This window comes from Halomonas sp. 141 (assembly GCF_002810305.1).
Lineage (GTDB): Bacteria > Pseudomonadota > Gammaproteobacteria > Pseudomonadales > Halomonadaceae > Vreelandella > Vreelandella stevensii.
In genome coordinates, this window is the sequence record NZ_PINZ01000001.1 from 11,641 (window position 1) to 25,684 (window position 14,044).

The following is a 14,044-nucleotide window of genomic DNA, read 5'->3' on the forward strand; positions in this document are numbered from 1 at the left end:
CACGAATGTGTTGATTATCCCCCGGCAGTGTCCTATCGTTCGGCAGTACGTTTGTTTCTCTTTTTTTATTTAAAGGAACAATCGTTTCCTTATTTGTTTTTTCCGAACGAGGTTACCAACAGCATCATGTCTGCCGACGCGCCCGCGCTGCCCACCTATGAAACGCTCCTGATCTCTCTGGATGAACACGTGCTGACGCTGCGGTTCAACCGACCCCACCGGCTGAACGCGGTGATTGAAACCCTTTATGAAGAGCTGCTCGACGCCCTGCGCTTTGCCCAGCACGCAGCGCAGGTAAGAGCGGTGATCCTGACCGGAGAGGGGCGCGCCTTTTGTGTCGGCGCGGACATGAAAGCCCATGGCAGTGCACAGCGCTCGCTGTTTCAGCGGCGGGCTTATCTGCAGTTGGGCAATGATGCCTGTGAAGCCATCGACCAGCTGGGCAAGCCGGTGGTGGCGGCCGTGAATGGCTATGCCCTGGGGGCGGGGGCAGAAATGGCCGTGGCCTGTGATTTCATCGTCATGGCCGAGGATGCCCAGATCGGCTTCCCCGAAACCAGTATTGGCACCTGTGTCGGGGGCGGTGTTTCGAAGCGTCTGCCGCAGTGGGTGGGCCTGGGCCAGGCGCGCCGCCTGCTGTATCTGGGCGACCGCATCGATGGCGTGGAGGCCACTCGGATCGGTTTGGCACTGGCCAACCATCCGGGAGCCGAGCTGATGGCCCAGGCCCAGGCGCTGGCTACTCGGCTGGCTGGGCAGGCGCCGGTCTCCATGGCGATGCTCAAGCCGCTGCTCAATCGCGCCAGCGAAACCAGCATGGAAAGCCAGCTTCAGCAGGAGCTGGACGCCGTGTTTACCTGCTCGATCACCGACGATTGGCAAGAAGGGGTCGATGCCTTTGCCGCACGACGTGCCCCGCGTTTTCAGGGCAAATGAGCCGGCTGCCACCCTGCAATCCTTTTATCGTCCGTTTCGCCCTACAGGTCACGTCATGAACCGCTTCAACGAATCACACGGCTCCCGCAGCCCGCTGCACACACTGCTTTCCCCAACGGGTATCGCTATTGTCGGTGCCTCTGCCGACCCGACCAAGCGCGGCTATAAAGCCCTGCTGGGGTTGATCAAGGGCGGCTATGAGGGGGCGATCTACCCCATCAACCCCAAGGCGGAGCAGATCCTCGACATTCCGGCCTGGCCCTCACTGGCGGACATGCCGGGTACGCCGGAGCTGGCTCTGCTGTGTACCCCGGCTGCCAGTGTACCGGCGCTGATTGCCGAATGTGGCCGTCAGGGGATCAAGGGCGCGGTAGTGCTGGCCAGCGGGTTCGGCGAAACCGGGGCGGCGGGTGCTGCCCTGGAGGAAGCGATGATGGCGGCGGCCGAGGCGCATGGGGTGCGCATCATCGGCCCCAACACCTCCGGTCTGTTCAACCTGCATCAGCGCATCAACCTGCTGGACCTGGCCAATGTCAGGGCAGGCGATATCGGTATCGTCTCGCAATCGGGCAATATGCTGCTGGCGCTGGCCCTGGAAGCACAGCATAACGGCCAGGTAGGATTCAGTAGCTATATTGGCCCCGGTAACCAAAGCGACATTGGTTTCAACGACTACCTGCGCTATCTCGGTGAGGACCCGCATACCCGAGTGGCGACCCTTTACGTGGAAGGGTTTCGGGATGGACGGCGCTTTCTGGATGTGGCTCGCCAGGTCACGGCGCACAAGCCGGTGGTGGTGTACAAATCCGGCGCCACCGAGCAGGGGCAAAAAGCGGCCAGCTCGCACACCGGCGCCCTGGCAGGCAGCTACCAGATGACGGTAGACCTGCTGCGTCAGGTGGGTGTCAGCGTGGTGCAGTACTCTGACGAGATCCTGCCGGTTGCCGAAGGCCTGGGGCAATTGCAGCAGGCGCCCGGCAAGCGGATCGCGGTGATTTCCGACGGCGGCGGCCAGGCCACCATCGCCGCCGACCGGCTCGCCGAAGCCGGGCTGAGCCTGGCGACGCTGGCACCGTCCACGCGTCATGCTCTGGAGGAGGTGCTGCTTCCTCAGGCGGCGCTGGACAACCCTGTGGATGTGGCGGGCTCCTCGGATGCCTGCCCGTCGCTGCTGGCTCGCTGTGTCGAGATCGTGATGGCCGACCCCGGCGTCGACAGCGTCTTCCTGGTGGGCATGTTTGGTGGCTACAGCCTGCGGTTTTCCGAGTCGCTGGCCGACGATGAGCTGCAGGGGGCAAAGCAACTGCTGACGTTGGCCCAGGGCAGCGAAAAGCCGTTGGTGGTGTACAGCCTGTACGCGCCCATCAAGCCGCCTGCGCTACGCCACCTGCATGAATCAGGGCTGCCGGTGTATGCCTCCATCGAACACGCGGTCAGGGTGTTGGCGGCGCTGGGCGAGCGAGGCGAGTACCTGACGCAGGTTCGGCGCCTGGAGACGGCCTGGCAGCCCACGGCCAAGGGAGCCGCGCTGCTCGCCGGGGCCCGCGCGGAAGGGCGCGACCTGTTCGAGTTCGAAGCCAAGGCACTGTTGGCCGAACACGGCATTGCCGTGCCCCCCCAGTGGTGGGTAAGCCAGGCCGATGAGCTGACATCGGTCATCGAACAGGCAGGCCAGCAGCCCTTGGCCATGAAGGTGGTGTCGCGGGACATTCTGCACAAATCCGATGCGGGCGGCGTCAAGCTCCACCTGAGCGGGGCAGAGGCGCTGCGCGAGGCGTTCCAGGCCATCCAGCACAATGCCCATGCCTACGACCCCCGGGCCCGCTTCGAAGGCGTGCTGGTGAGCCCCATGGCCCAGCCAGGGGTCGAAGTGATCATCGGCATGTTCCGTGACCCGGTATTCGGGCCGGTGGTGATGTTTGGCCTGGGCGGCATTTTCGTGGAGGTGCTGGAAGACGTTGCCTTCCGGGCTCTGCCGCTGAGCGAGCGGGATGCCTACGCCATGGTGGAACAGATCAAGGCGCAGAAAGTCCTCGACGGCGTGCGCGGCGCTGCCGGTGTGGACAAACCGGCCCTGGTGGCTCTGCTGATGCAGGTCTCGCGGCTGGTGGAGGCCTACCCCGAGATTCAGGAACTCGACTTGAACCCCGTGCTGGCCTATCCGCAGGGGCACCCCATCGGGTATGCCATCGTGGATGCCCGCATTATCGTGGAGCGCGACCAATGACGATGACGTTGCCCAGCTTGACCGATGCCACCCTGACGCTGCACGAGCGGGTCGCCACGCTGACCTTGAACCGCCATGACGTGCGCAACGCCTTGACCGGTACGGCACTGGTGGATGACATCGTGGCCACGGCTCGGTGGGTCAATGCTTGCCCAGAGGTATCGGTGCTGGTCATCACAGGGGCAGGCAGCGCCTTCTGTGCAGGCGGCAATGTCAAGGACATGGCCAGCCGCAGCGGCGACTTCGCTGGCAACGTGGCAGAAGTCGCCGAGCGTTATCGTCAGGGCATTCAGCGCATGCCGCTGGCGCTAGCCCAGGTGGAAGTGCCGATCATTGCCGCCGTGAATGGTGCGGCCATCGGTGCCGGGTTCGACCTGGCCAATATGGCGGATTTACGTATTGCTTCCAGCAAGGCGAGCTTCGGCGAGACGTTTCTTAATCTGGGCATCATTCCCGGCGATGGCGGTGCCTGGTTCCTGCAGCGCCAGATCGGCTATCAGCGTGCCTTCGAACTGACCCTGTCGGGCCGCGTGATCGATGCCGACGAGGCGCTTGCCTACGGCGTCGTGCTGGAAGTGGTCGAGCCTGAACAGCTCATGGAGGCTACCATGGCCCATGCAGCGCGTCTGGCCAGCCAGCCCCCCAAGGCCACGCGCCTGACCAAGCGGCTGATGAAAATGGCACCGGACATGGAGCTGAAAGCCTTTCTGGACGTTTGCGCCGTGTTCCAAGGGCTGTGCCATAACGAGCCCGAGCACCTGGAGGCCGTCGAACGCCTGCTGGCGCGCCTGCATCGCTCCTCCTGACGCTGAACCTGCACTTCCCCCTGATACGCCTCTAACGCTCGGTTTTGCCGAGCGTTTTGCGGTTCTCTGCGCAGTGAATGACGGTTATCCAGAGGCTGTACGGCATGCCTGCGATCGTCTAATGTAATGAGAAAATGGCGGAGGGAGTCGCGCCGCTGTAACGCTCAGGGAGATGGCACTCTATGTCCATGGAAAGTTTGGGGCTTGCGCCCAGCACGTTGGTGTTTGTGGTTCTTGGACTCACCCTGGCGGCGTTTGTCTGGGGGCGTTTTCGCTATGATCTGGTGGCCCTGGCGGCCTTGCTCGGCTCGATCATGCTGGGGCTGGTACCCGCAGACGATGCGTTCATGGGCTTTGGCCACCCGGCGGTGATCACCGTTGCCGCCGTGCTGGTGCTGAGCCGTGGTTTCGAACGCTCGGGGGTGGTGGACGTCATTGCCCATCAGGTGCTCAAGGTCGGGGAGCGCCTGATGCTGCAGCTGCTGGTGCTGGTGGGCACGGTGGTGCTGTTGTCGGGGGTCATGAACAATGTCGGGGCATTGGCACTGCTGCTGCCGGTGGCCATGCGCCTGGCGCGAGAACACGATACGTCGCCCTCGCTGCTGTTGATGCCGCTGGCGTTTGGCTCGCTGCTGGGCGGCCTGACCACCCTGATCGGTACTCCGCCGAACATCATCATTTCGGCGTATCGGGGCAACATCACGGGCGACAACTTCGGCATGTTCAGCTTTACGCCCGTGGGTGCTGTTGTGGCGCTGGTGGGGCTAGTGTTCATTGTGCTGGTGGGATGGCGCCTGACGCCCAGGCGACGTGCGCAGTCGGCCGATAATGACATGTTCGATACCGCTAATTACCTGGTCGAACTCAAGGTCAGCGAGGCCTCGAAAGCCAACGGACTGACGCTGCAACAGCTGCGCGACGAGCTGGAAGAGACCATTCCCGTGCTGGCGGTGGTGCGCGACGATGACCGGCGGGCAGGCTACCGTTTCCACGGCGTGCTGCGCGAAGGCGATATCCTGCTGCTGGAGGCAGGCCCCGATGAATTGAGGCTGCTGGAAGATAAGGTCGGCCTGAGCGTCATTGCCGAGCCCGAGGAAGACGCAGAAGCAGAGAGCGACGAGCAAGCGGCGAAGGAGCGCCAACCGGTCGATACCGAAGGGCTGCAGTTGATCGAAGCGGTGGTGCGCAATGACTCGATGTTAGTCAATCGCAGCGTGCGCCAACTGCGCTTGCATCATCAGTTTGGCCTGCATCTGGTGGCGGTGGCCCGCGACGGCGCCCGGCTCAAGCAGCGGCTGCGCGACATTCGCTTTCAAACCGGTGACGTCCTGCTGCTGCAGGGCAGCGAAAACGAGATCGCCGACAGCCTGGCCACGCTGGGCTGCCTGCCGCTGGCCAACCGCGAGCTGAACCTGGGCCAGCCGCGCAAACTGCTGCTCTCGATCGGTATTTTCGTGCTCGCCATTATCGCCATGCTGCTGGATCTACTGCCCGCTGCGGTGGCCATGAGCACGGCGGCGCTGGTGTCGCTGTTGATCGGCGTGCTGCCGCTGCGAGAGGGGTATCAGGCCATCGACGGGCCGGTGATCGTGCTGCTGGCGGCCATGCTGCCCGTGGGTGAAGCGCTGGAAACCAGCGGCGGGGCAGCGATCATTGCCAACGCGCTGCTGACCTTTGGCCTGGAGTGGCCGGTGATCGTCTCCCTGGCGGGGCTCTTTCTGCTCTCCATGCTGCTGTCGAACGTGGTCAATAATGCCGCTGCCGCGCTGCTGATGGCGCCCATTGCCGCCAGCCTGGCCAATGGATTCGACGTTTCCCTGGACCCCTTCCTGATGGTGGTGGCCGTCAGCGCCTCTTGTGCCTTCCTCACGCCTATCGGTCATCAGTCCAACACCCTGGTGCTGGGGCCAGGGGGCTACCGCTTTGGTGATTACTGGAAGCTGGGGTTGCCGCTCTCGCTGGTGGTGATGTGCGTGACGATACCGATGATTCTGTGGGTCTGGCCACTATAAGCAATACCTCATCGGCTTTTGGCCATGTTCGCGTGATCGATTATCGAAAATTTTGCTAATCTATTACGCACATGGATCAATCAATAACGAACAGGCCGGGCTTATGAACCAGCAGTATCGCCAGGATGCCATTGTCGAGCTGGTGCGCCAGCATGGTTACATGAGCATCGAGCAACTGACCGAACATTTTGCGGTAACGCCCCAGACCATCCGGCGTGATCTGAATACCCTGGCCAATGATGGGCGCGTCCGGCGCGTGCATGGCGGTGTAGGGGTCGAGTCGAGCACGGTGAACACCGCCTACAGCACGCGCAAGACGCTGCACCTGGAAGAGAAAGAGCGGATTGCCCGCTGCATGGCCCAGCATATTCCTCACCATGCTTCCCTGTTCATCAATATCGGTACCAGCAACGAAATGATTGCCCAGGCGCTGCTGGAGCACCAAGGGTTGGAAATCATCACCAACAACCTGAACGTGGCTGCCATCCTGCAGCACAAGGAAGACTTCACGGTGATCATCGCCGGGGGGCAGGTGCGTTCGCGCGATGGTGGCATCATCGGTGAAGCCACCATCGACTTCATCAATCAGTTCAAGGTTGATTACGGCATCATCGGTATCAGTGGTATCGATGAAGATGGCTCGCTGCTGGAGTTCGACTACCAAGAAGTGCGCGTGGCCCAGGCCATTATCGCCAATTCTCGCCGGGTGTATCTTGCCGCCGACTACTCGAAGTTTCACCGTAACCCGGTGGTGCGTCAGGGCAATCTTTCGCAACTGGATGCGCTGTTCACCGACCGTCGGCCGCCGGAGTCGATTACCCGTCTGCTTACCCAGCACGATGTGGCGCTGCACATTGCCTGATTCAAGGGAATGGCGTCGCCACCTTGGCCAGTTTCATACTTGAGCATTGCGAGCCGCTGGCGTAGCCTTGGAGCATAATAAAACGAAACAAAACCGACAAAATCGAAAGAACCCTACAACAAAGTGAACACGACATGTCCTCCTTCATTCTTGCCATCGATCAAGGTACCACCAGCTCTCGTGCCATTCTCTTCGACCGCCAGGGCCAGGTAGCGGCCGTTGCCCAGCAGGAGTTTCCCCAGCACTTTCCCCAGGATGGTTGGATCGAGCACGACCCGGAGGATATCTGGGACTCCGTGGTGGCGACTTGCCGAGAGGTGCTGGCCAAGGCCCAGGTCAGTGCCGAACAGATAGACGGTGTCGGCATCACCAACCAGCGAGAAACCACGGTGGTATGGGATCGCGCCACGGGCAAGCCACTCTATAACGCCATTGTCTGGCAGGATCGGCGCACCTCCGAACGCTGTCAGGCGCTGCGGGACGCGGGCCATACCGAGGCGGTACAGGCCAAAACCGGGCTGCTGATCGACCCCTACTTCTCTGCCACCAAGCTGGCCTGGATACTCGATCAGGTCGAGGGCGCCCGCGAACGGGCGGCCAAGGGTGAACTGGCCTTCGGTACCATCGACAGCTTCCTGATCTGGCGCTTGACCGAAGGCCAACAGCACGTCACCGATGCCACCAACGCCTCGCGCACGGCGCTGTTCAACATTCATGAGCAGCGTTGGGACGATGAGTTGCTGGCGCTGTTCGATGTGCCCGCCAACATGCTGCCAGACGTGAAAGACTCCAGCGACGACTTTGGTACGATGGCAGCCCACTGGCTGGGGGCTGCCTTGCCCATCGCCGGGGTTGCGGGTGACCAGCAGGCAGCTCTGGTAGGGCAAGCCTGCTTCAAACCCGGCATGGGCAAAAGCACTTACGGCACGGGCTGTTTCATGATCGTGAATACCGGCGATACGCCGTCGGTTTCCCGCAACCGCCTGCTGACCACCGTGGGTTACCGGATCAATGGCAAGCCCACCTACGCCATGGAGGGCAGTATCTTCGTGGCCGGGGCGACTGTGCAGTGGCTGCGTGACGGGCTGAACCTGTTTGCCGACGCCTCGGAAACCGAAGCCTTGGCCCAGAAAACCCGCAGCGGGCACAGCGTGTACCTGGTGCCTGCCTTTACCGGGTTGGGTGCCCCCCATTGGGACCCCAAGGCCCGCGGCGCCATTTTTGGCTTGACTCGGGATACCGGGATCGCCGAAATCGTCGCGGCCGGGCTGCAGGCGGTGTGTTACCAGACTCGAGACCTTCAGCTCTGCATGAACGATGACATGGATGCCGCACCAGGCAACCTGCGTGTCGATGGCGGCATGGTGAAAAATAGCTGGGTGATGCAGTTTCTGGCCGACATGCTCAACGTGCAGGTGGATCGACCGACGATTCTGGAAACCACGGCGCTGGGGGCGGCGTATCTGGCTGGGCTGCGGCTGGGGTGGTACGACACCCTGGAAGAGATCGAACAGCTGTGGCGCTGCGAGAAGAGCTTCACGCCCAGCATGGAGGAGGCGACTCGCGAACAGCTTTATCAGGGCTGGTTGGATGCCGTTTCCCGCGTGCGCTCCACGTAGTCTCTATATCACGCCTATTTGCTGCCTGGATTCAAGCAATAAACGCTGCCCAAACAAGGGTGGCGTTTTTTTATTATGTTTTTTCAGTATTCAGGTTTTTGTTAGCACTCTTACTTGTTTTTCAAGTTTCATTTAAAACAGTCGTTTAACTGCGCTTGTGAAAGTAACCATCAGCACTTTCATGGTTTTGACGTTTCTGTAGTCAAGCTACAACCGCGCCTGCTGCCAAGGGTGCATTGTGAGTATTGCACCCGTGAACCATAGTGAAGTCATGGATCAGGGCGGTGTCTTGTTATCCCGATACGCCGCAGGGTTCCTTGCTACACACCGAGGCGCTGACGTTTTACCAAAGCGCCAAAGGCGAAGGTCTTGTAACGCTTGTGACCGTTTCGCAGTTACCGAACTGGGCACTTACCCGGCCCAGCATGAGTAGCAATGTCATCATTCTTCATTAATAAGATGGCTGCTTGTTTACCAAACTTCGTGAACCGTAACAGGCAGCGGCTGAGCATACCATGAGGGACTTACCATGAACTGCATCGAATTGAGCCAACAAGCTGACCGTATCGCTAGCGCTTTCAGTAAACAGGATCTGGCCAAACTGGTCCTGGCGCTAAAAGGCAATCGCGAGTCGCTGCAACACGCGGTCGAGGTTATCGACACCATCGACAGCCGACTGGGGTGTACCCTGGAAGAGGCCTGGGATGAAGTGCTGGCCGGCGACTCTCAACTGGCGGTGGTACACGACGAATAGGTCGTCACTCGCTTGCTGAACTGATTGGCCCCCTGCCAGTGATGGCAGGGGGCTTTTTATTGGGCGTTCACCGCAAGCGCGGTTTTTACGCCAGGCTGGCGGGTTCGCTGGGGGGGCGAGAAGTATCGCGGTTTTCCGCAAAGTAAGTGGCCAGGCGTGCCTCGGCCTCTTCACCGAACAGCACGCGGCAGGCTTCTTGCAACCCGCTGGAGTGGCGTAGCTGCTCGTGATGAACCACCATCGACACCTTGGCACGCCGACGCAGAAAATCTTCCAGCTGGGTGATCATTTCATGGTCTCGGGCATGCTCGATTTCACAGCGGATGTACTCGGTGCCTTCGATGAGAATATCGGCCTCCGAAGGGTCCTGGCGGATTTTTTCCAGCATCGGGATGGCCTGTTCGGCGTAGCGTCGCCACAGCCGAGAGGATAGCGGCTCGGAGGAGGTGGCTGCCGTCATGGCGTCCAGATTCATGCGCTTGGCCTGGTCCATGAACTGCTGCTTGACCGGCTCGGGTGGCTCACCGTACCAGTGAAAGCTGGGGTCGGGCAGGGTAACGCCCAGTTTCATGACTTCATCGGAAATTTCATCGCCCACGTTCAGGCAGTCGGTCAGCTTGCCACCAAAGATGCTGATATGCGCGCTTTCCGGGTTGGTATCGATGACGTGCTTGCGTGACAGCTGCAGAAAGTCTCGGTCGCTGCCTTGTTCGGCCTTGATGGCCAGCGGCCGCACGCCGCAGCGGGTGGAGATGATGTCATCCTGGGTCAGCGGTTTGTCCAGTGTCAGCCGTTTGTTGATGTTTTCCAGCACGAAGGCGATGTCGTCTGCCGTGACATCGACCTCAGGGTTTTCCATGTGCGTATCGGTGGTGCCGATACAGGTACGATTGCCCATGGGGATCACGAAGAACAGACGGCCATCATCGGCAAAGAAGGCCAGAACGCGCTTGGTCGCCGTGAGCTGGGGCACGATGAGGTGAATGCCCTTGGAGTACAAGTGCTGATGGGTGGTCTTCTGGCCCGTCAAGGCATTGTGCTGGTCGACCCACGGCCCGGCGGCGTTGATCAACACTTTGGAACGAATATTGAAGGTCGTGCCGTCCATGACGTTGCGGGCGCGGGTGACCCAGTGTTCGCCATCGCGTTCGGCGCCCAGCGACTCGACGTAATTGGCGGCGACGGCACCGTAGTTCAACGCATGGCGCACGAAGTTGAAGACGAAGCGGGCATCGTTGTCGTGCAGGTAGGCATCTGAATATTCGAACCCGCCCACGGCATCCTTGATATCGATGATGGGCTCTTCCTGCTTGAGTTTCTTGGGAGACAGCAGGCGGGGCAGGCGTGTAAAGCCATTGCCCATCAGCCAGTACAGCCAGGTACCCGCCCACAGATAGCGGGGCGAGTGCCGAAAACCTTGGGTGATGGTGGTCAAAAAGCGAATTTCTTCCACCGTTGAAGGGTAGCTCTTGATCAGGTGGTTACGGCTCTTGCAGAGCTTGCGCACCAGGGCAAAGTCCTTGCTTTCCATATACTTGATTCCCCCCCAAACCAGGTTGGAGGAGTGCATGCTGGTACTGCCAGCGAAGTCACCACGGTCAATCAGGGCCACTTTGGCGCCTTTGCCTGCCAGCGCCGCAGCGGTGGCTGCACCATTGATGCCACCACCAATGATCAGTGCGTCAAAGTCATCGGTGTGCAATTTCTCTACATTACGGTTACGCAGTTTCATGGCGGATCCACTTATCAAGAAAAAGCCCCAGGTTGGCACGCGGTCGTCATTGACTCCGAAACGATGGGCGGGCTTGCGCCCGCCCAAGGGCTCAGCGAGTGCCTGCGGCCATCCAGGCTTCCATCATTTCGTCGTAGGGTACGGTGGTACCCTGCGGCATTTCATCGTCGAGTTTTGGTTTGGGCGCGCCGTCCTGATCCAGCCAGTACTGGGGGTCACGCTCTTCGTTGAGTACCGGGGCATAGCTGTCGAACACATTGGCCCGAGCCAGGCGATTCATGGTGTTGTCCATGTCGGCCGCCAGCTTGTCCAGACCTTCCTGGGGCGTGACTTCGCCGCTCATGACCGGTGCCAGGTTTTGCCACCAAAGCGGTGCCATGCGCGGATAGTCAGGCACGTTGGTGCCGGTCGGCGTCCAGTTGGACTCGTTGGGGCTGCGGTAGAATTCCACCAGGCCGCCGAGTTTGGGGGCCATTTCGGTCATCTGGTCCGAGAAGATGTCGGATTCACGAATGGGCGTGAGGCCGTGCATCAGTTTTTCCAGCGAGGTGGTTTTGGCCACGGTGAACTGGGCGAACAGCCAGGCCGCCGTACGACGGTCTTCGGGCGTGGAGTCGAAGAAGGTCCAGGCACCTACGTCCTGATAACCCACTTTCATGCCTTCTTCCCAATACGGGCCCGTGGGCGAGGGCGCCATGCGCCACAGCGGGTTGCCTTCGTCATCGGTCACGGCCACGGAGGGGTCGGTCATGTCGGCAGTGAAGGCGGTATACCAGAAGATTTGCTGGGCAATGTGACCCTGCGCAGGCACCGGCCCGGCTTCACCGAACGTCATGCCCTGGGCTTCGGCGGGCGCAAAGTCACGCAGCCAATCCACGGCTTTCTGCATGGCAAATACCGACGCCGGTGAGTTGGTGGCACCACCGCGGCTGACGCTGGCGCCCACCGGCTGGCTCTCCTCGTTCACGCGGATGCCCCAGTCGTCGACGGGATTACCAAACGGCACCCCTGGGCTGCCCATGCCGGCCATCGACAGCCAGGAGTCGTGGAAACGCCAGCCCAACGAGGGGTCACGGCGACCATAATCCATGTGGCCATACACTTTGGTGCCATCGATCTCGCCCACGTGGACGGTAAAGAACTCGGCGATATCCTCGTAGGCCGTCCAGTTGGTGGGAACGCCCAGATCGTAACCGTAGATGTCCCGGAACTGTTCTTGCAGGTCTTCACGCTGGAACCAGTCATAGCGGAACCAGTAGAGGTTGGCGAACTGTTGGGTCGGTAGCTGGAAGACGCTGCCATCAGGCCCGGTGCCGTACTGCAGGCCGATGAAATCGTCCAGGTCCAGCGTAGGCAGGGTGTAGTCTGCCCATTCGTTGGCCATGGCCTCGGTCAGGTTGATGGTGGTGCCGTAACGGATATGCGTGCCGATGGAGTCGGTATCATTGACGAAACCGTCATAGATGCTGTTGCCGGACTGCATCTGGTTCTGCATGGTGTCCACCACATCGCCTTCGCCGATGATGTTGTGGGTGATGTTGATACCGGTCAGCTCGCTGAACGCCGGGGCCAGCACTTCGCTTTCGTAGACGTGGGTCGTCAGACCCTCGGCGACGGTTTGAATGCTCATGCCGCGAAACGGCTCGGCAGCCTTGGCGAACCACAGCAGCTCCTCTATCTGCTCCTCGCGGCTCAGGGTAGAGTTCTGGAAGTGCTCATCGACCAGCCGTTCGGCGATGGCGCGTGCCTCCTGGTCGTCGGCCATGAGCGCCCCCGAGGCCAGCAGCAGGCTGGCAGCGAGGGTAGTGAGTTTGAAGTTGTTATTACGCATGTTGACCTCGTTTTGTTGTGCTCTTCCCTGATAACGTGAGCATCCTTGGTACCGCGGTAGTACGCCGAGACCGCCCAGTAGGCGCTCAGCCCCAGCGCATCAACACCAGCAGCCAAACCGCTGATAGTGCCAGTGCAATCCAGATCGAGAGCGTGGTGAAGCCAATCACGCCCAGGTGAATGAACGCTGCCGACAGCAGGCCGATGAACAGCCGGTCGCCCCGCGTGGTGCTGATGGGGAGAAAGCCCTTGCGTTCGATGGTGGGCGAGAGAATCTCCCACAGGGTCATCCCCGCCAGCATGGCAGCGATCGATGAAAAGAAAATGGCAGTAGGGGTGGTCCATACCATCCAGGACATGGCCGTTGCTCCTTCAGGTGCGACCCAGGGCAAAGCCCTTGGCGATATGTTTACGGACGAAATAGACCACCAGAATGCCCGGCACGATGGTCAGCACGCCGGCCGCGGCCAGGGTGCCCCAATCGATGCCCGATGCGGTGGACGTACGAGTCATGATCATGCCGATTGGCTGAGCATCCGTGGCGGTCAGGGTGCGGGCCAGCAGTAGCTCTACCCAGGAGAACATGAACAGGAAAAACAGCGTCACGCCGATGCCCGAACGAATCATCGGCAGGAAAATGGTCACGAAGAAGCGCGGAAAACTGTAGCCATCGATGTAGGCCGTTTCGTCGATCTCCTTGGGGACGCTGCTCATGAAGCCTTCCAGAATCCAGATGGCCAGCGGGATGTTGAACAGACAGTGGGCCAGCGCGACGGCAATATGGGTGTCGAACAGGCCTACCGAGTAGTAGAGCTGAAAATAGGGCAGCAAAAACACCGCGGGTGGTGCCATCAGGTTAGTGAGTAGCCAGAAGAACAGGTGCTTGTCGCCGATGAAACGATAGCGGCTGAACGCGTAGGCGGCCGGTAGTGCCACGCAGATGGTGATCAGCATGTTCAGCGACACATAGGCCATCGAATTGACATAGCCCATGTACCAGCTGGGATTGTTGAAAATTCGCAGGTAGTTATCGAACGTCAGATTCTGTGGCCACAGGGTCATCGAGCCGAGGATTTCGCTGTTGGTCTGCAGCGACATGTTGATCAGCCAGTAGATGGGCAGGATCATCAGGAACAGATACAGGCCCAGCAGCAGGCGCGAGCGCCAGCGGCTGCGAGCGTTGCGACGACGGCGCTGTGCCGGGGTGGTGCGGCTGAAGATGGTATTGAATTTCTCGCCCTGCTGGGCAGTGTCCAGACGGTACAT

11 protein-coding genes are annotated in these 14,044 nt (G+C 60.6%); 7 read left to right on the forward strand and 4 right to left on the reverse strand.

What is annotated here, in order from left to right; all coding sequences use genetic code 11:
• Positions 1-126: 126 nt before the first annotated feature.
• The 7 genes from CWI66_RS00070 (at position 127) to CWI66_RS00100 (ending at position 9,216) form a co-directional block, all read left to right on the forward strand.
• The gene (locus CWI66_RS00070) at positions 127-936 is read left to right on the forward strand and encodes an enoyl-CoA hydratase/isomerase family protein (protein WP_039178479.1); all 810 of its coding nucleotides are present in this window, start codon (positions 127-129) and stop codon (positions 934-936) included.
• Between the two features lie 55 nt (positions 937-991).
• On the forward strand, positions 992-3,163 hold the full coding sequence (locus CWI66_RS00075) for an acetate--CoA ligase family protein (RefSeq protein WP_100730564.1): 2,172 nt from the start codon (positions 992-994) through the stop codon (positions 3,161-3,163).
• Positions 3,160-3,969: an enoyl-CoA hydratase-related protein gene (locus CWI66_RS00080; RefSeq protein ID WP_100730565.1), complete on the forward strand. Its 810-nt coding sequence runs from the start codon at positions 3,160-3,162 to the stop codon at positions 3,967-3,969. The genes CWI66_RS00075 and CWI66_RS00080 overlap by 4 nt, the downstream gene beginning before the upstream one ends.
• A gap of 182 nt (positions 3,970-4,151) precedes the next feature.
• Positions 4,152-5,981, forward strand: coding sequence for an SLC13 family permease (locus tag CWI66_RS00085; RefSeq protein WP_100730566.1), 1,830 nt, complete (start codon positions 4,152-4,154; stop codon positions 5,979-5,981).
• Between the two features lie 103 nt (positions 5,982-6,084).
• Positions 6,085-6,843 carry a DeoR/GlpR family transcriptional regulator gene (locus CWI66_RS00090; RefSeq protein WP_016913669.1) on the forward strand — a complete coding sequence of 253 codons (759 nt, stop codon included), beginning with the start codon at positions 6,085-6,087 and terminating at the stop codon, positions 6,841-6,843.
• A 134-nt stretch (positions 6,844-6,977) separates the two neighbouring features.
• The gene (glpK, locus tag CWI66_RS00095; protein WP_100730567.1) at positions 6,978-8,462 is read left to right on the forward strand and encodes a glycerol kinase GlpK; all 1,485 of its coding nucleotides are present in this window, start codon (positions 6,978-6,980) and stop codon (positions 8,460-8,462) included.
• Positions 8,463-8,991: 529 nt separating this feature from the next.
• The gene (locus CWI66_RS00100; RefSeq protein WP_039178304.1) at positions 8,992-9,216 is read left to right on the forward strand and encodes a hypothetical protein; all 225 of its coding nucleotides are present in this window, start codon (positions 8,992-8,994) and stop codon (positions 9,214-9,216) included.
• Positions 9,217-9,301: 85 nt separating this feature from the next.
• On the opposite strand, the gene CWI66_RS00105 is transcribed toward CWI66_RS00100, so the two are convergent.
• The 4 genes from CWI66_RS00105 to CWI66_RS00120 all read right to left on the reverse strand — a co-directional run bounded on the left by CWI66_RS00105 (position 9,302) and on the right by CWI66_RS00120 (position 14,044).
• Positions 9,302-10,948, reverse strand: coding sequence for a glycerol-3-phosphate dehydrogenase/oxidase (locus CWI66_RS00105; protein WP_096923090.1), 1,647 nt, complete (start codon positions 10,946-10,948; stop codon positions 9,302-9,304).
• A 91-nt stretch (positions 10,949-11,039) separates the two neighbouring features.
• Positions 11,040-12,779 (reverse strand): ABC transporter substrate-binding protein, encoded by a 1,740-nt coding sequence (locus tag CWI66_RS00110; protein ID WP_100730568.1) that lies wholly within the window; start codon positions 12,777-12,779, stop codon positions 11,040-11,042.
• An 85-nt stretch (positions 12,780-12,864) separates the two neighbouring features.
• The gene (locus tag CWI66_RS00115) at positions 12,865-13,137 is read right to left on the reverse strand and encodes a DUF2160 domain-containing protein (protein ID WP_039178296.1); all 273 of its coding nucleotides are present in this window, start codon (positions 13,135-13,137) and stop codon (positions 12,865-12,867) included.
• A gap of 13 nt (positions 13,138-13,150) precedes the next feature.
• Complete coding sequence (locus CWI66_RS00120) at positions 13,151-14,044, reverse strand: carbohydrate ABC transporter permease (RefSeq protein ID WP_100730569.1); 894 nt, start codon at positions 14,042-14,044, stop codon at positions 13,151-13,153.

Excerpts from the sequence above, each read along its gene's own strand:
- CWI66_RS00070 (WP_039178479.1), top strand. The coding sequence starts at position 127 with ATGTCTGCCGACGCGCCCGCGCTGCCCACCTATGAAACGCTCCTGATC.
- CWI66_RS00075 (WP_100730564.1), top strand. The coding sequence starts at position 992 with ATGAACCGCTTCAACGAATCACACGGCTCCCGCAGCCCGCTGCACACA.
- CWI66_RS00080 (WP_100730565.1), top strand. The coding sequence starts at position 3,160 with ATGACGATGACGTTGCCCAGCTTGACCGATGCCACCCTGACGCTGCAC.
- CWI66_RS00085 (WP_100730566.1), top strand. The coding sequence starts at position 4,152 with ATGTCCATGGAAAGTTTGGGGCTTGCGCCCAGCACGTTGGTGTTTGTG.
- CWI66_RS00090 (WP_016913669.1), top strand. The coding sequence starts at position 6,085 with ATGAACCAGCAGTATCGCCAGGATGCCATTGTCGAGCTGGTGCGCCAG.
- glpK (WP_100730567.1), top strand. The coding sequence starts at position 6,978 with ATGTCCTCCTTCATTCTTGCCATCGATCAAGGTACCACCAGCTCTCGT.
- CWI66_RS00100 (WP_039178304.1), top strand. The coding sequence starts at position 8,992 with ATGAACTGCATCGAATTGAGCCAACAAGCTGACCGTATCGCTAGCGCT.
- CWI66_RS00105 (WP_096923090.1), bottom strand. The coding sequence starts at position 10,948 with ATGAAACTGCGTAACCGTAATGTAGAGAAATTGCACACCGATGACTTT.
- CWI66_RS00110 (WP_100730568.1), bottom strand. The coding sequence starts at position 12,779 with ATGCGTAATAACAACTTCAAACTCACTACCCTCGCTGCCAGCCTGCTG.
- CWI66_RS00115 (WP_039178296.1), bottom strand. The coding sequence starts at position 13,137 with ATGTCCTGGATGGTATGGACCACCCCTACTGCCATTTTCTTTTCATCG.
- CWI66_RS00120 (WP_100730569.1), bottom strand. The coding sequence starts at position 14,044 with ATGTACCGTCTGGACACTGCCCAGCAGGGCGAGAAATTCAATACCATC.